This is a genomic window from Bradyrhizobium sp. LTSP885 (assembly GCF_000938305.1).
In the GTDB taxonomy this organism is placed as follows: Bacteria; Pseudomonadota; Alphaproteobacteria; order Rhizobiales; family Xanthobacteraceae; genus Bradyrhizobium.
Genome location: NZ_JYMT01000012.1, coordinates 76,786 through 93,467, shown reverse-complemented (window position 1 = coordinate 93,467; position 16,682 = coordinate 76,786). Strand labels below are relative to the sequence as shown.

Sequence of the window (16,682 nt, the reverse complement as noted above, 5' to 3'; positions counted from 1 at the left end):
CTCGAAGCTTACCAACGCGTCTCATTTTGCGGTGCGCCGCAATGTCAGTTGGCGAGGCGGGACACGTTACGGAATTCCCGCGGGCTGACGCCGGCGTGGTTGCGGAAAAAGCGGGTGAAATGCGCCGGCTCGGCAAAACCCAATTCGGAGCTGATGTCGCACAGCGAGTCCGGGCGGTTCAGCACGAGTTCGACCGCCCGCTCCATTCGCAACACATTCATATAGACCTTCGGTGGAACGCCGACGGAGGACTCGAAGAGCCGGAAGAAATGCGCGCGCGACAATCCGGCTTGCTTCGCCCATCCGCCGATACTTTCAGGCTCGGTCATCTCGCGGCGCATCGCCGCGACCACGCGCCGGATACGCCAATCTCCCGAGCCCGCACGTAGCGCACGGATCGAAGCTGGAAAGCTCTTCCAGGGCGTGAAGCGCTCGATCACGGCGATCATGAGGTCGGACAGCGTCTCCTCGTGTGCGGTCCTGGAATCCGGCCGGGTCATCATGTCGGTCGCCAGATTCATCGCGAGGCTGCGAATCCGCGGCGATATTTCGCCGGTCGGCTGGCCGAAGAAGCCTGGGCCGCCGCTTGCAACCCATCCCGGCCTGAAGATCTGTAGCCATTCGGGTTCGATATAGAGCGCCAGGATCAGCGTGCGCGGGCGTTCGGGCACGTGAACATAGCTGTGTGGCTGCCAGCCGTTGACCAGCACGGCGCTCTCGTCGGTCAGCGGGTAAATCGCATCGTCGACAACGAATTGCGTGTCGGCGCCCTCGACCTTGAGCAGCACGTGGCAATGCGGATGGGCGTGACGCACCAGCGAATAGTCCATGTCGAGGAGTGCGACCCGTCCAAACGCTCCATGCGCGATACGCAATGCCTTCGACATCTGCTCCTCCGTCGGGGATGTGGCGGCTTACGGCCGACCGTTCCCCGAAGATCGATCGTGCTGCCACGATCGTGTTTATTTCCGTCCCGACATGCCGGCTTGATGCCAGTCTTGGTCTCTTTAATCCGCCACGATCCGCAAAAGCGCGGCCTGCGGATCGGGCTGCAAAGCGGCCGCCAGATCGACGGACTCGATGCCCTTCACATGGATGCGTTTGAATTCCAGCGGGCCCGTGACGACCGGCTTGGTGGCGTCCAGCCCCATCTTAGCGCTAATTCCGTCGTCCGACGATGGGTCAAGTTTCGAACCCTGCGCGCCCGCGACGACGACGAGGTCGCGGTCGGCCTGGAACCGGGTTGCTACCGCCCATTCGATCTCGTTGGGATCGTCGATATCAACATCGGTGTCGACCACGACCACCTGTTTGACGTCGTAATGGCCTGCAAACGCACCCATGATGATATTTTTCGGCTCGCCCTCGCTCACCTTCTCGGTCTGCACGGCGAGGTGATAGCGGCAGGTGCCGCCACGCGTCAGCCGGACGTCGCGCACCGAGGGGAAACTGCGCTGCAGATGCTCGAGCAGGGTGGCCTCGCGCGGGACTGCGCCTAGGATGAGATGTTCCATGCCGCCACCGACGATGGTGTGGAAGATCGGGTTGTGGCGATGGGTCACGACATCGATCTGGATGACCTCGCGGTCGGCTCGATCGCCATAATATTGGGGAAACTCGCCGAACGGCCCCTCGGGCTCGCGCACTTTCGGCAAGATACGGCCTTCGAGCACGATTTCGGCATGAGCGGGCACACGCACCTCATTGCTCAGGCACTTCACCATGTCGACCGGACGGCCAAGCAATGCGCCCGCGATGTGCATCTCGTCTTGATCCAGTGCCGCGATCGCCTGCGAAGCCAGGATGCAAGCCGGATGGACGCCGATCACGAGTGCGATCTCAAGCGGTGTGCCTTCGCGCTCTGCCATGGAGAAGTAGTGACGGGTATGACGCGGCAGCAGCAGCACGCCAATGCGGTTGGGGCCGCTGATCTGGCAGCGATGGATGGATACGTTCTGGATGCCGGTCTTCGGGTTGCGCGCGATCAACAGTGCGGCGGTAATGTAGGGACCGCTGTCGTGCTCATTGTGCTTGGGGATGGGCAGCAATTTGAGCAGATCGACCTCGCGATGCACCTGTTGCTGGACCGGTGCATCCGTCACTTCCACCCACGGCAATGGGCTCCGCACGGCACCCTGCAAACGCGACAGCAACTGTCCGATCGGCACGCCGAGCGCGTCCGCGACTGACCGGCGATCGATGAAAAGATTGGCGACAACGGCAATCGCGTGGCCATCGGGCGAGGGAAACACGACTGTAGAATCGTTTTCGAGTTTTTTGGAGATGGCGGCGAGTTGGTCGATCAAGGACACGCCGCTCCGCGCCACCGCGAGCCGGCCCGTCGCCGCAAGCTGCCGCAGCCACTGGCGCAGATCAGGCGGCGCGGCATTGTCGCTTCGCAGGGCGGGGGCTGGGCTGTTCAAGGCGCCTCCTTGCCAGTTGCAATCAACGGATCGTCCTGGCCGGGTCGAACGCGGCGGGCGGCTGTGCGGCCGGCCGTTTCACCCCATCGCGAGACGGCGCCAACATCGATGTCGAACAGGTCGAGCACGCGTCCGACGGTGTGATCAATCATCTCGGCGATGCTATCAGGCCGGCCGTAGAAGGCGGGTACCGGCGGGGCAATGATCGCTCCCATTTCAGCCAAGGACATCATGCTGCGAAGGTGGCCGGCGTGCAACGGTGTTTCACGTACCATCAGCACGAGCTTTCGACGTTCCTTCAGCACGACGTCGGCGCTGCGGGTCAGCAGCGTTGACGTGACGCCGGACGCGATCTCCGACATCGACCGAATGGAGCAGGGGGCGACGATCATGCCGCTGGTGCGAAACGAGCCGCTTGCGATCGGAGCGGCCATGTCGTCGACGCCATGACAGAAATTCGCGAGCGCCCTGACCTCGGCAATCTTCATGCTGCTTTCGTAGGCGAAGGTCACCTCGGCCGTCTTTGTCAGGACCAGGTGGGTCTCGACGCCGGCGTTTCGCAGCAGTTGCAGCAGCCTGATGCCATAGATCACGCCGGAGGCACCGGAAATGCCGATGATGAGCCGGCGGTCGGCTGGCGAGAGTTCATTCATGAAAGTGCGCAAATGAGAGATTGAAGCCGGAACCGTAGGCCAGTCTTGCCATCAGGAGAAATAATTGCTTCTAATAGAAGTTATCACTTTTAGTGATATTGCATTGCGAGGTCATGATGGACTTCAGGCAGATACAATATTTTCTATGCCTTGCGCAGGAGCGGAACGTTACCCGCGCCGCACGGCGGCTCAACATCGTTCAGCCCGCGCTGAGCATGCAGATTGCGAAGCTCGAGACGTCTTTCGGCAAGCAGCTCTTCTTTCGCACGCCGCAGGGCGTGTTGCTGACTCCGGCCGGCGCAGAGTTGGAGCGGCTCGTTGCGCCGATCGTCAGAGACGTCGATCGGGCACGAGAGCAGATGGCGGGCCTCGACGGCAAGATAGCCGGGCGGGTCAGCATTGGCATGGTCAATTCCGCGGCGCAAAGCATCTTGCCGATCTCGACGCGCCGGATTGCGATGACCTATCCCGATATCGAGCTCTCGGTTTGCGAGGGCTACAGCGAGACGATGCAGGAGTGGGTGCTGGCAGGCCAGCTCGACCTCGCGATCGTGAATGCGAGACAACGCGGCGGCCTGCCATCGATGCAGCCTATTCTCGAGGAGGAGATGATGGTGGCCCATAACGCATCGACCGCGACGAAGCTGCCGAAGGCTGTGTCGTTCACGGCCGTTGGAAAGCTCGAACTGGTCATTCCATCGCGCCGGCATGGGCTGAGGCGGATTATTGACGATGCCGCGGCCAATGCGGGTCTTACGCTATCGCCGCGTCTTGAGATCGATACCCTGCCGGCGATTTGCGACGTGGTTGCCTCGACCAACATGGCAACGATCCTGCCGGGGATCGCCCTCCGCGGAGCTCTGGAGGCAGGATCGATCCGGGCGCACCGCCTGCGACCGGCGCTGACGCGGTCGATTGCCTGGGTCAACAACCCGCGCCGGATTGCTTCGGCCGCAATGAAGGCCGCGGTGGAGATCATATCGGAAGATCTGAGATCAGCTGCGAGGGCGGCGGCTGCCCTGGCTCGCAGATAGTGAGGTGCTGCATAAGGAGCTTGCTGCCCGGACCTTCTGCCTGACAGCGTGAAGCTCACAGGTTTAAATCCTATCCCAGATTTGAGCCTACCGTCGCTCAACTCGCAACCTGGCGGTGTTGCGTCGATACCGGAATTTCCATGTGAGACACCCTGTCAGATGCGGCCATGCTCGTTCTCAATGCTGAAGAGGTTAGCGCCTTGCTTCCTTGGGATCGATTTATCGCTTGCCCTTCAGGATATTTTCACGGAGGGCCGTGAAACGCCAGCACGGCAGCATTGCGATATCGGTTCTGACGACCGTACCCTGCTCGTCACGCCTGCTTGACTGTCGTGGGAACCGGACGCCTGAGCCGCAATCTCGTCACGGCGCAAATGAGTGTTACGGCGATCGATGAAGTCTGGATCTGGGGACAGCATTCCCGCTCAGCCCGGGGCGGGCGGTTCAACCAGGTCATGTTGCGCACCAATCATCACCACCAGGACATGGCATTGCTCGTCGAAAGGATTGCTCCAGGCGTGGATCGCGCCGCATTGGATCAGCGTGTCACCCGCGTTCAACTGGAAGGTCGCGCCGTCGTCGAGCTCGCACACGCAGCTTCCCTTGACGACATAGACCGTGTCGATCGTGGCGGAGCGGTGCTTGCCGCTGTTCTTCGTCATGATGCCTGCCGCTCCCTCGAATTTCTCCTCACTCGCCGGCGTGGCGTGTTCGACCCTGGTCTGGGGTTCCATCAGCGTATGCAGGTAGCGGAAGCCACCGATCGGAGGAAAAAACCAGTCGACATTTGAGCGCTCGCCGCCGTCGGGGAAGTGTGGGTGTTCCGCTGCCCACACGTCATACACGGACCAGTCCGCCCTGTTCGGAGTCGGATTGTTCGGCAACTGCATATCGCTAACGACAACCGCGCGGCCATCCTTGTTGTGTGCCGTCACTATGCGTCTCATGGCCATAATCATTTCTCCAGTTGGTTGTGGCTCCTCATTCGAATTGCGTCTAAACCTCCCCGCATTCGTCAACAAGTAGGATGGATTATCGATGGATAGTATGGAAATTCAGACCATTGCAGGGCTGACATCCGCACAGGTCGATCACAAAAATCGGAATATGCGCCGCGCTCTAGCTATGATCTCCGGAAAATGGAAGCTGGAAATCATGTCGATACTCAGCCAAGGTGCACTCCGATTTGGCGAGTTGAAGCGTGCGATCCCCGGTATAACGCAGCACATGCTGACGCAGCGGTTACGCGAACTTGAAAACGATGGATTAGTATCGCGAAAGGTTTTCGCCGAGATCCCGCCACGCGTAGAATACTCGCGTACCGACCTCGTCCATGAGGTGTGCCCCTACATGAATGGGCTCCTCGATTGGTATTTGGATCAAAGGCACAACAAGCGCGCGACCGAATCATAGCCAACGCTGATGTCGGTGTCTGGACAAGTCCCTGACGCGGGCCATTCCCGTCGTTTACAGTGAAATGTCTACTCCTCGAACTCCAGCCTTCGTGAGCAGGAGGCAAGCTTGCGGGCTGACCCGCCATGAGATCTGACGTTGTGTCAGCGGCGGTCAGTCCGACTTGGCAAATTGTGGGCATTCGGGTCAACCATGTTATTGGCGCTGGGACCATACCCGGTGACTTGAATCACAGCGCCTTCCTCTCGGGTACCGTCCCAGTGAATCGCCCCGGCCGGGTGCATCATATAGCCACCAGCCTTCATCGGAATTGCCTTCTCCGGTTTGAATTCTTCACCTGGGCCTGCGCCGGAACTCGCCAGATAATGGGCGACGCGCACGATCCCATACGGGGCGGGTGCAAGCCGTTTGCGCGCCAGTCGAAAGGCGGTTAACTGTCGGCCTTTAATGCCGAGGTATGGAACAACAGGATGCGCGTGGCCGCTCGATCTCAGGGAAGCAGGCCAGGCCAAAAATGACCATCTTTGGTCGGCCGCTTGCCGAAGATCGCCTGCCCAATTCTTACAATGTCCGCGCCTTCCTCGATCGCTATTTCGAAGTCGCTCGTCATGCCCATGGACAGTTTTTCGATCCCGCAATACGGATGGGCTGCGGTTAAGGCGTCGCGCACGGCCCGTAGACGGCGAAAGCAGCTCCGGACGTCCTCCGGATTGCCATTCAAAATGGCAAGTGTCATTAGACCGCGCGGCTTGAGCGCGGGGAACCGGGAGAGTTCTTTGACAAAGTCGATAACTTGATCTGGCCCGATACCATACTTGCTTTCCTCATCCGAGGTGTTCACCTGCACGTAGACGTCCAACGATCGCCCGACTGAGACGAGCTCGGCATTGATGAGCTGGGCTAGTCTCAGGCTATCAAGCGCCTGGAATTCCGATGCGAACTCGATCATTTTCTCGACCTTGTTGGTCTGTAAGTGTCCAACAACGGTCCATTTGATGCCGAGATCGCCAAGATCTAGCGATTTTTGATGACCTTCTTGAATTTTGTTTTCGGCCATCACCGTAATGCCTGCGTGTGCTGCATGACGCAGCATCGCACTTGGCACGGTCTTCGTGACCGGAAGAAGCGTGACTGAAGACCTGGATCTACCCGCGCGGGCGCAAGCCGCAGCAATCCGCTGTTCGACAAGCTCAAGGTTGTCGCGAAACAACTGCTCCGGATGGTGGCCGAATCGAGAGTGCATCTGTTGGTCGATCAAGATGAAAAATCCTTATATGGATGCGCGTCATATTCGCTTGCACGGGACGAGCTGTTCCGAGTCGTCCGGCCGTATCGCAGGCTTCGCGTAAAGTTGTGATCAACCGGCGCTGAAGCGCGCGCCCGCGCGGGTTAGGCCGCCCGAAATGGCGACCGGCGATCCGCTGCATACGGGCGACGCGGCGGCCGGCCTTTGCGGCTATGACTTGCATGAGGGTGTCGCCTGCAGCTCGGGAAACACCACCCAGCTAACGCGCATGGCTGGCTATCCCGGCGGCAGAAAGTAGATTCTCGATTCGGGTGAATTTCTCTCTCGGCTTGCCGCGTGCACGCCCAGCGTCAATTTCCGCGGTATCGATCCTGAGCCACTCATCATAAGAAACAGGCCGACAGCCACGCTCGTTCAGCAGGTACTGAAGATTGCGGGAATGCGGTTTCTCCAGCGCGGCCAAATGAGCCTTGTCGGCAAGAAGGGATGCAACCGTCGCACAACTATCGGCGCGATTGACACCGATTGTCCCGGAAGGACCTCGCTTGATCCAACCGACCGCGTAAAGGCCGCGTTGTACGGAATAGCCGTCGCAAATGCGGCCTTCGACGTTCGGAAAGATGCCGCGATGCGGGTCGAACGGAACGCCTTCGATCGGCGAGCCCCGATACCCGATGCTGCGAAAGACGATACCGCATTCCAGGTCGGTCACGGTACCGTCGGCGATGGCTAACTGTTTGAAAGGCTCTCCATCAAGTCGGCAACGCGTAACCTGAAGTGCACGAACCCTTGAGCCGCCTAAAACCGCGGAAGGGCTCTGGAAAAATCGAAACCAGATCGATTTCCGGTGAAGAAGAGGACGGTTCGAAAAGTCGCGGAAGATCGCAAGGTTTCGCGCGATCGATTCATGTGCTTGATCCACGGACTCAACGGAGCAAACGGCTCCTAGCTTGAGATCGCGAGGGTCGACAATCGCGTTGCAATCGCGAATGGATCCCAACTCGCGGAGTTCAGCAAGTGCGAATTTGGCTTGCGCGGGTCCGCGCCGGCCGATCAGATAAATGTCGCGGATGCGGCTTGTCGCGAGCTGTTCCAACGCATGATCGGCAATATCCGTTTTTTTTAAGTCGTCGACGGGGGTTGCGAGAATGCGGCAGACATCGGCTGCCACGTTGCCTTGACCGATAATGACGGCGACCTCCTTGGAAAGGTCGAACGAGCGTTCACGATAATCCGGGTGACCGTTGTACCAGCCGACGAATTCCGTTGCCGTGTGCGATCCCGGGAGATCTTCTCCCGCAACTCCCAGACGCAAATCCCGTTCAGCTCCGCACGCGAAAATGACGGCATGATAGTGCTGGCGAAGATCATCGACCCCGATCGAACTTCCGATCTCGACGTTGCCGAAGAAGCGAAAGCCTGGCAACTTTGCGATTCGATTAAAGACGGCGCTGACGGTCTTGATCTTGGGATGATCAGGCGCAACACCCCCGCGGACGAGACCGAAAGGCGTCGGGAGCCGATCAAACATGTCGACAGCGACTGCTCCGGACTTGAATAGCGCTTCGGCGGCATAGAAGCCGCTCGGGCCGCTACCGACGATCGCGACTCTAAATTCGGAAGCTTCCAGCATGGAATCTCGGATTTCTTTTGCCTTCCGACTTAGTTGCTTTCAACGGAAGCCAAGCTCAAGTCGCCGTGCTTCGGCGGTCGGTAATTCGGTTTGCTTTGTATCGATCACCGGAAGCGCAGGGGCGCGTTCGGCATTGATCGCCTGCCATTGCTTTTTGTCGTCCGGCAGGTCGATCACGTCGTAGATCGCATGGACCGGGCAAACCGAAACGCAAGCGGCGCACTCGATACATTCGTCGGCCTCGACGTAAAGCATCGTCTCGTCACCGTGAAAGCACGCGACCGGACAAACCGTAACGCACTCCGTAAAGCGGCATCGCAAGCAATTGTCGGTGACGACGACGGGCATCGAACGCTCCTCAGCGCGACTTCTGGGCTCGGTGGTGAATCTTCGGCGATTATGAACCCGTATGTACCGAACAAGGCGGTCTCGCCGAAGAGCCAGATTGGCGATTGCGAGATACCACTTGGGCAAGTGTGCGGATGAGAAAAGAAGCCCTCTCATCTCCTGCCTGGCCGTTGAGTTCTGTTATCGCGGATTGACTGGCGTCGTGCCGGCGATGCCGAGCATGTCTTCGAGCCGTTTCGCACCGGAGAGAAGCTGCGCCTCGGCCCGTGGGGCGGCGACGATCTGACCTCGACAGATCCCACGGATTTCGCGTCGCGCCGAACAGGTCGTTGAAAGTATTGGCGCCGGCGCCGAATGCCGGCGTGTTCGATTTGGGGTAGACCAGCGCGCCGTTGGCTTCGAGGTGATCTACCAGAATATCCGACTGCGGCGCGATATCGTCGCGTAAAATCGGTGAGCCATGGGTGGTGAGAACACCCTCGACGTCGGTGAGGTCCTTGATCGGAACCGGGGGGGGCCGGCCTGCAAACTGCGTTGATCGCTTGATTTCTTCGCCATTGCCTCCGCACGGGCGCGGGCCCGGTCGAAGCAAAGCGTGGGACGCGCGTTCACGCTGCCATCCACTAGGCTGATCCGCTTCTCCAGCGCGTCGAGCAGATCATGAGGCGAAATGTCGTTGCGGCGCAGGCGATCGACGATATCGCAGGCCGTGGCCCGCAGAATCTCTTGTTGCGGTCGCACCGAATGTCATTTTAAGCGAACGAGGCTTCGCCAGATAAGGGGTCTGGCCACACGATGGCGGGGATCGTCGCCTCCAGCGCCGCTGCCGCACGCAGAACCATTGCTTCTGAATATAACGGGCCGACGATTTGCAAGCCGACCGGAAGGCCGGCTTGCGTCAACCCGCAATGGACCGACGTGGCCGGCTGACGGGTCATATTGAACGGATAGGTGAAGGGAGCCCAGTCGATCCAGTCGCGTTCAAGTGCGGGGTCTGAAAGATTGGTGCCCACAGGCAGGGCTGGTGTGCTCACAGTCGGGGTGAGCAAGAGGTCGAAGCGCTGGTGAAATTCGGCCATATGTTTGCCGAGCCGAGTGCGGACGAAATCGGCCTTGACGTAGTCGACAGCAGAAAAACGCGCGCCTTCACGCGCGGCCTCAACGAAACCTGGATCCAGCAGTTCCAGCCTATCTGCGGGAAATCCCGCGATCGCATTGGCTGCGCCGGACTTCCAGAGGACGTCGAACATGTCCCGTGGCGACTCGAAACCCGGGTCAATTTCCTCGACCTCGGCGCCCAACGCTTCCATCCGGCTGGCAGCGTCGACGACAAGTGCGCGGACATCGAAGTTCACCGAAGCATAGCCCAGGGTCGCGCTAAATGCCATGCGCAGACCTTTGACGCCGGAATGGATGCCTTCGCGGAAGTCGCCCGCAATGGGGGGCAACGAGTAGGCGTCGCGCGGATCGGATCCACTGAGAACTGTCAGCAGCAGCGCCACATCCTCGCTGGTTCGGGCCATCGCCCCGCAATGGCCGAGAATGCCCATCGCACTCGGCGGATAGTAGGGCACACGTCCGAGAGTCGGCTTGATGCCAGCGAGACCACAAAAACTGGCAGGAATCCGAATAGAGCCTCCTCCGTCGCTGCCGACCGCGAGTGCGCTCATACCGGCCGCAAGGGCCGCTGCCGCGCCGGCGCTGCTTCCACCCGGAGTATGGCCAAGCGACCATGGATTTCGCGTGATCCCCGTGAGTGGACTATCGCCAACGGCCTTCCAGCCAAATTCAGGCGTCGTCGTCTTGCCCAGTATGATCGCTCCATGCTCGCGCAAGCGCGCCGTCGCGGGCGAATCCTCGTTCCAGGGCCCGTCAGTTGAAATCAGTCGCGATCCTTTGCGCGTCGGCCAGCCTTTCGTCAGAACAACGTCCTTGATCGTTGTCGTAACTCCGTCGACGAGCCCGATCGGAGCGCTCCGCATCCATCTTGCTTCGCTCGCGCGCGCGTTCGCCATCGCAGCATCGCCGTCGAGGAAACAAAACGCGTTCAGTTTCGAATCCAGCTTTTGAATCCTGTCGAGTGCGGACCGCGTCACCTCGACAGGCGATAGCGCTTTCCTCGCGTAAGCATCCAGAAGCTGCGTAGCCGACATGTAGTGAACGTTTGTCATCGAAGCTCCTCGCATCGTCCTCGCTCAGAAACGGCAAAGAGTGTGTGTCGAGAAGAGCCACTTCAGCATCACGCCACGGCCACTATCCAATTGAAATGTCATCCCGATAGTGGTATTGTCACTCTGGTAAATTTTAGAGCATCGACCGACCAATTTGTAAGCAATCAAGTGGATCGTCGAAACCCTCGCTTTGAACGAAGAATCGAGATCGGGGTACTATGGCCGTTCACACCGTAAGTGAAGAGAAGGAAGGCAAGCCCCGGACTGCCCGTTCGCGGTCGAGATGGGCAGACTTTCTTGATCTTACCGTGGATGCGACGAGCACGACCCCGCTGCTCCAGCAAGTCTATCAGCTGCTGCGCGGTGCCATTCTCTCCCACGCTTTGATGCCTGGAAGCCGGCTCCCATCTACGCGTCAGCTCGCCGATCGACTCGGTGTCTCTCGGACCTCGGTGTTGTCTGCTTATGACCAGCTTCTCGCGGAGGGGTATGTCGAAGGGCGAGCGGGATCGGGTACGTATGTCACTGAAGACATTCCTCAGCCGCCCATCTCACCTGCCGTTCTTAAGATACCCGGCAGTAAGCCAACCGTGCGGCGCCTCTCGAGTGCGGGAACACGGTTTCGCAAGCTGGCGCAAAATCTAAGCGCCCCCGAGGATATTCCGTTTAACCCGGGATGTTGCTCGGTCGACGCCACAACGATCGAGTCATGGCGACGGGTCGGTTCGAAGCAGATGAAAACCTTCGAAAGAGTAAATCTGCACTATGCAGATCCGATCGGAGAGCTGTCCCTGCGGATCGAAGTCGCGCAATATTTACGGGCGGCGAGGGCCGTACGCTGCGAACCGGAACAGATCATTATCGTTTCAGGCGCGCAGCAGGCACTCGATCTATCCCTGCGGGTCCTGGTCAACCCTGGCGATTCCGTCTGGATCGAGGACCCCGGCTACCTGGGCGCGCGTGCAGCCCTGCATGCCGTCGGCGCGAACGTGATTCCGGTCCCGGTTGACGAAAATGGTCTGGTGGTCAGCGCGGGCATTCTTGCGGAAGCCAATGCTAGGGCAGCCTACATCACACCTTCGCACCAATATCCAACGGGCGCAGTGATGTCGATGCGGCGGCGCCTGGAGGTTCTGGCGTGGGCACGAGACCATGATGCCTGGATTATCGAGGATGATTACGACAGCGAGTTTAGATACGTTGGTCGCCCGTTAGCGGCGTTGCAGGGCATCGACGACGATTCTCGGGTGATCTACGTCGGTACTCTCAGCAAGATGCTGTTTCCGGGCGTTCGCATCGGTTTCGCCGTCGTGCCTAAGGATCTGATAGACGTTTTCACCGGTGCCAAGTTTGTCACCGATCGGCAGCCGCCTAGTCTCCAGCAGGCGATGGTCGCCGATTTCATGCGGTCGGGCTATTTGACCGGTCATATCCGTCGCATGCGTCTCCAATATCGCGAAGCGCGCGACGTCGTCGTGAAGGCCATCACGCAGCACATGGGGGATCTCGTCGAGGTCGAAGTTCCAGATTGCGGCATTCAGCTGATTGTCCGCTTCAAGAAAGACATCTCGGATGTGGAGGTAGCCAATAACGCGCGGGCGAAGGGCATCGTCGTGAAGCCCGTCAGTTCGTTATGTCTGAATCAGCCGGCCCGCCAAGGCCTTCTCCTGGGGTACTCGGGATTCGACCTTCGCAAGCTGCGTTCCGCTTCACGGCAACTGGCGGAGGTTGTCAGAGCGACGATACGAGCAGGGAGCTGAGTTCTACCGACGCTATCCTGCAACGCCAGAGGGCTACCGGAGTGACGGGGTGCCCAAGGGGCTCTCCCAAACTGGTTATCTCTTTCTATCCGAGTGGTTCTTTCTTTCAGGCCACCTAATGCCGACTGTCCACGCCATCCCGATAGCGATTTTGGCAAGGAACCGCAATGAGCGCTGACACTCTGAATTCGGACGAAAAGACCTCGACCTTCCCGATCACGGAGGTCAACCGGGTCAAGCGCGTTCCCGACCGGGGGCGGTATGACAAGAAGACGGTCTACGAGATTCTGGATGCCGCACTCGTCTGTCACATTGCGTATGTGATCGATGGACGGCCGTATTGCACGCCGACCGGCTTCTGGAGGGAAGGCGACCATCTGTACTGGCATGGCTCATCCGCGAGCCGGATGATCCGCACACAGGGCAAGGGCCTCGAAGTGTGTCTCACCGTGACACACGTGGACTCGCTGGTGATGGCGCGTTCGGGCTTTCACCACTCGATCAACTACCGTGCCGCCATGGTTTTTGGACATGCGCACATCGTCGAGGATAAGGACGAGAAGTTGAAATTGATGGACAGCTTCGTGGATCGCATTTACCCGGGCCGCTCCAAGCTGATCCGTCAGCCCACTCCGCAGGAGTTCAAGGCGACCACCATGATGAGCATGGTGATCGAGACTGCTTCGGCGAAGATCCGCGACAAGCATGTGGACGACGAGGAAGAGGATTACGCGGGAGTGCCGGCTTGGTCCGCACTTTATCCGATCACCCAGGTTCTGGGTGCTCCGTCCGACTGCGTACGCCAACTCCCCGGGCTTTCGCGCCCGGACGATATGGTCGATTTCGAACCTGGCGCGCCGCTCGATCAGGTGATGAGCAAAACTTACCGTCGCACCTTCGGATCGCCAGCCGCGGACTGATCCTTAAAAGAAGCAGCTAATGAACTACGCGCCCTTCTGTCGCAAACAGCTTGATGCGCTGTGGTGCGGCGGAAGCGGTCGGGTGTTTCCTCGGCTGCAATGGAGCGGTGCCTTCTTGCCGGTGCACGCAAAGTAAGCGCCCGCTGCAACGTTCTTGGCAGCACCTGCAAATGTGGACGTGGCGCTCGATCTCAAGTGGTCCTTTCGATGCGAACTGCGCTGAGTTTCAGTTCGCAACGCGAAGGCCGGGCAAGGGAAGGGCGCTGACTGCAATGGATTTTAGATACGTCCGGCGGTTGATCATAGCAGTCCCTCGTGTCTGCTCTTTCGAGCGGAGTTGAGAAGCCAAACGCCCTATGCCTAGGCATCAAAGTACCACTTTGAGCGATGGCGGAGGGCCACACGCTACGCTTCATCTCGGCAATGGAGGATTCTTTCAGCAATCATTGCACATAGAAGCACCGTGCCTGTTCGAGCCGAATGCGCATCACCGGTGGTCTTGCCCAAGTCCGCAAAGTGGACATTTGAAATTTGGAAAAAGCGCATCTCCTGCGGGTCGATCCGGGAGTCTCATTCCACGTCTTCGATCGTTCTCGTGGGGGGCGCAGGTCCTCCTGGTTGGCTTGCTGTCAAATAACAAGAACTGTTTTCGGAGGGAATAATGAGCTTGAGGCATCGTCGGTGTCTCTCGGTGTTGACGGTCGGCCTGATAGGGGGAGTGTGGATGGCGGCTTGCGATACGGCGTCGGCGCATGACGCGGAAAAAACGTTGGTGGAGACGGTATCTGTTCCCGGGCTGCAGTCGCCTGGAGAGATCATTGTCGATCAATGGGGTATTCCTCACATCTATGCCAATAGCGAGCGGGACGCGTTCTTTCTCCAGGGTTGGAATGCCGCGCGAGATCGGCTGTGGCAGATCGATCTCTGGCGGAAACGCGGGTTGGGACTGCTGTCGGCCTCATTCGGTCCGGCATATGTCGAGCAAGATCGAGCGCTCCGATCCTTTCTCTATCGCGGCGACATGGCTGCAGAATGGGCTGCCTATGGCAAAGGCTCAAGAGCGTCTATGGATGCCTTTGTGGCTGGGGTCAACGCCTACGTGGCGCGAGTAAAGGCAGACCTCAAGATGCTACCGATCGAATTTCGCATTTCCGAATCTGAGCCGGAAACATGGTCGTCTGAGGACGTCGTGCGCATCCGTTCGCACGGGCTCACCCGCAATATTACCTCCGAGGTTGCGCGGGCGCGTGTCGCCTGCGTGGCGGGTCTTGATGCCGATGCCTTGCGCAAGAAACTTGAACCGGCGACCAAGCCTACGATTCCCGAGGGTCTCGATCCGTGTTCAATTCCGGCCGACGTTCTGCGCAACTACGTTCTTGCGACCCAGCCGGTCGTCTTCTCGAAAGACAAGACGAAGATCTCCATGGACAGCATGGAAGACTATCAAACCCGCCTGGCGGAGCTGGAGGAGAGACTCCAGAATTCTGGCTCGAATAACTGGGCTATTTCGCCGTCGCGCACCACGACCGGACGTCCCATTCTCGCGAACGATCCCCATCGCGATATCGAGATGCCGTCGTTGCGTTACATCGCTCATCTCTCGGCCCCCGGCTTTGATGTCATCGGAGCCGGAGAGCCTGCGCTTCCAGGCATTTCGATCGGCCATAATGGAACGATTGCGTTCGGTCTGACGATCTTCAGAACTGATCAGGAAGATCTCTACGTATACGAGCTGGATCCTGCGAATCACGACCGTTATCGCTACAAGGACGGCTTCGAGACGATGCGCACTGTCGTCGAGGAAATCCCTGTGAAGGGTGAGGCGGCACGTCGTGCGGAACTGAAATTCACCCGCCATGGTCCGGTGATCTACGTCGATGAATCGAACCACCGGGCGTTTGCCATGCGATCCACGTGGTTCGAGCCGGGGGCGTCGGCCTATTTCGGTTCGGCAAATTACATGAAATCGAAGTCCTTCCCGGAATTTCGCAGGGCAATGGAGACTTGGGGCTCCCCCTCGGAGAACCAGGTATATGCCGACGTAAAGGGAAATATCGGATGGGTGGTGGGCGGACACGCGCCGATCCGGCCGAACTGGGACGGGCTGATGCCGGTTCCAGGAGACGGTCGCTATGAGTGGGCGGGATTGCGGCCTGGATCCGAGTTGCCGTCGTTGTACGTCGCATCGGTGGTTGCGTCTCCCCGCAACAAAGCTGAGACGCTAAACACGGGTTGAGCCACGACTTCCGACAGGGCGGTGAACCTGAAATGGTATTCAGTTTCGGGGTGAGCTGATGCGGGTGGCCTGGAAGCCGATCTCGAACTAGGGATTTGTTGTGATCTTCTCTATCTTGGATGTCGCTCGATAGCGTCCCTTTGGGACGCCGGATCAGGAGCGAATCGCGGCGGTCCAATCCGACACCAACACCAATCGGGCAGGGGGGCCGAGTCGGTGAATCATGAGTTAATTCTCTAGAAAATTTCGCCGCTCGGCGAGCCCGCGACTCGGTCTATGACATCATCGTCGCACGAAAAATGCGGGTACACACAGATGCCAAACTCGAATGACGTCGCCAGCAATGAGAAGCTTTGGGAGCGCGTTCTGTCCCTGCTTGTGGTGGGGGCGAGCGTGTTGGGCGGAAGCGCCGTTTTGCTGATACAGGCGTTGCCGCCCATACTTCACGGATTTCCATAGACCCGGAGATCGCTCATGAGGCTCGCAAGACCGTTCCGACAAAGAGAAATTCTGTAGTGATCTCAATCGCCCGAAAAGCTGAAAAATGTCGGAATGGATGTTGAAAACACTGCGGAAATTTGGAGACTTCCAAGCTGAATACGAGGGTTCGATTCCCTTCACCCGCTCCAGCCTTTTCACCTATGTCTCGGGCCGCTCACAAAGAACTTAGCGCAGGGGTCGGGCTTCATTCTGACAAATGGGTTGCTTTTACACGTTCTGATACTCGCTTTCCGTTTGGAGAAGAGGTGCTGAACGCGCGTGTGTAAATCGGCGACGGTGGTGTAGAACTAGGATAGGTCGAACACAGGGCTTGCAAAAATTTGCGCAGATGAAGTGGTCAGACG

At 59.0% G+C, this 16,682-nt stretch carries 13 protein-coding genes and 2 pseudogenes; 6 read left to right on the top strand and 9 right to left on the bottom strand.

Annotated features, from left to right (window positions below; translation table 11 throughout):
- Positions 1-44: 44 nt before the first annotated feature.
- The 3 genes from UP09_RS08355 to UP09_RS08345 all read right to left on the bottom strand — a co-directional run bounded on the left by UP09_RS08355 (position 45) and on the right by UP09_RS08345 (position 3,076).
- Positions 45-887, bottom strand: coding sequence for a helix-turn-helix transcriptional regulator (locus UP09_RS08355; RefSeq protein ID WP_044537603.1), 843 nt, complete (start codon positions 885-887; stop codon positions 45-47).
- Positions 888-1,007: 120 nt separating this feature from the next.
- Positions 1,008-2,423: a UbiD family decarboxylase gene (locus UP09_RS08350; RefSeq protein ID WP_245301822.1), complete on the bottom strand. Its 1,416-nt coding sequence runs from the start codon at positions 2,421-2,423 to the stop codon at positions 1,008-1,010.
- Positions 2,420-3,076 carry a UbiX family flavin prenyltransferase gene (locus tag UP09_RS08345; protein WP_044537602.1) on the bottom strand — a complete coding sequence of 219 codons (657 nt, stop codon included), beginning with the start codon at positions 3,074-3,076 and terminating at the stop codon, positions 2,420-2,422. The genes UP09_RS08350 and UP09_RS08345 overlap by 4 nt, the downstream gene beginning before the upstream one ends.
- A 113-nt stretch (positions 3,077-3,189) precedes the next feature.
- Here UP09_RS08345 and UP09_RS38435 point away from each other — a divergent pair.
- Positions 3,190-3,363: pseudogene (locus tag UP09_RS38435) on the top strand (LysR family transcriptional regulator); the annotation flags it as partial.
- 72 nt (positions 3,364-3,435) lie between these two features.
- Entirely contained in the window at positions 3,436-4,110 is a 675-nt protein-coding gene (locus UP09_RS08340; protein ID WP_245301835.1) for a LysR substrate-binding domain-containing protein, read from the top strand.
- A gap of 425 nt (positions 4,111-4,535) precedes the next feature.
- Here UP09_RS08340 and UP09_RS36290 read toward each other — a convergent pair whose 3' ends face one another.
- Complete coding sequence (locus UP09_RS36290; RefSeq protein WP_156164525.1) at positions 4,536-5,063, bottom strand: cupin domain-containing protein; 528 nt, start codon at positions 5,061-5,063, stop codon at positions 4,536-4,538.
- 94 nt (positions 5,064-5,157) lie between these two features.
- Here UP09_RS36290 and UP09_RS08330 point away from each other — a divergent pair, with 94 nt between their 5' ends.
- The gene (locus UP09_RS08330) at positions 5,158-5,523 is read left to right on the top strand and encodes a winged helix-turn-helix transcriptional regulator (protein ID WP_044537705.1); all 366 of its coding nucleotides are present in this window, start codon (positions 5,158-5,160) and stop codon (positions 5,521-5,523) included.
- A 490-nt stretch (positions 5,524-6,013) separates the two neighbouring features.
- Here the strand turns inward: UP09_RS08330 and UP09_RS08325 are convergent, their stop codons facing one another.
- The 5 genes and pseudogenes from UP09_RS08325 to UP09_RS08310 all read right to left on the bottom strand — a co-directional run bounded on the left by UP09_RS08325 (position 6,014) and on the right by UP09_RS08310 (position 10,921).
- On the bottom strand, positions 6,014-6,781 hold the full coding sequence (locus UP09_RS08325) for a YggS family pyridoxal phosphate-dependent enzyme (protein ID WP_245301820.1): 768 nt from the start codon (positions 6,779-6,781) through the stop codon (positions 6,014-6,016).
- 247 nt (positions 6,782-7,028) lie between these two features.
- Positions 7,029-8,402 carry an NAD(P)-binding protein gene (locus UP09_RS08320; RefSeq protein ID WP_044537601.1) on the bottom strand — a complete coding sequence of 458 codons (1,374 nt, stop codon included), beginning with the start codon at positions 8,400-8,402 and terminating at the stop codon, positions 7,029-7,031.
- 39 nt (positions 8,403-8,441) lie between these two features.
- Complete coding sequence (locus tag UP09_RS08315) at positions 8,442-8,750, bottom strand: 4Fe-4S dicluster domain-containing protein (RefSeq protein ID WP_044537600.1); 309 nt, start codon at positions 8,748-8,750, stop codon at positions 8,442-8,444.
- A gap of 283 nt (positions 8,751-9,033) precedes the next feature.
- A pseudogene (locus tag UP09_RS36870) lies at positions 9,034-9,491 on the bottom strand (amidase family protein); the annotation flags it as partial.
- A gap of 11 nt (positions 9,492-9,502) precedes the next feature.
- Positions 9,503-10,921: an amidase gene (locus UP09_RS08310; protein WP_044537599.1), complete on the bottom strand. Its 1,419-nt coding sequence runs from the start codon at positions 10,919-10,921 to the stop codon at positions 9,503-9,505.
- A 218-nt stretch (positions 10,922-11,139) separates the two neighbouring features.
- Here UP09_RS08310 and pdxR point away from each other — a divergent pair, with 218 nt between their 5' ends.
- From pdxR to UP09_RS08295, 3 genes are all read left to right on the top strand, one after another.
- Positions 11,140-12,681, top strand: coding sequence for a MocR-like pyridoxine biosynthesis transcription factor PdxR (gene pdxR, locus UP09_RS08305; protein WP_052833021.1), 1,542 nt, complete (start codon positions 11,140-11,142; stop codon positions 12,679-12,681).
- A gap of 167 nt (positions 12,682-12,848) precedes the next feature.
- Positions 12,849-13,601, top strand: a complete 753-nt coding sequence (locus UP09_RS08300; RefSeq protein WP_044537598.1) for a pyridoxamine 5'-phosphate oxidase family protein — start codon at positions 12,849-12,851, stop codon at positions 13,599-13,601.
- Positions 13,602-14,325: 724 nt separating this feature from the next.
- Positions 14,326-15,837 (top strand): penicillin acylase family protein, encoded by a 1,512-nt coding sequence (locus UP09_RS08295; RefSeq protein WP_245301817.1) that lies wholly within the window; start codon positions 14,326-14,328, stop codon positions 15,835-15,837.
- Positions 15,838-16,682: the final 845 nt, after the last annotated feature.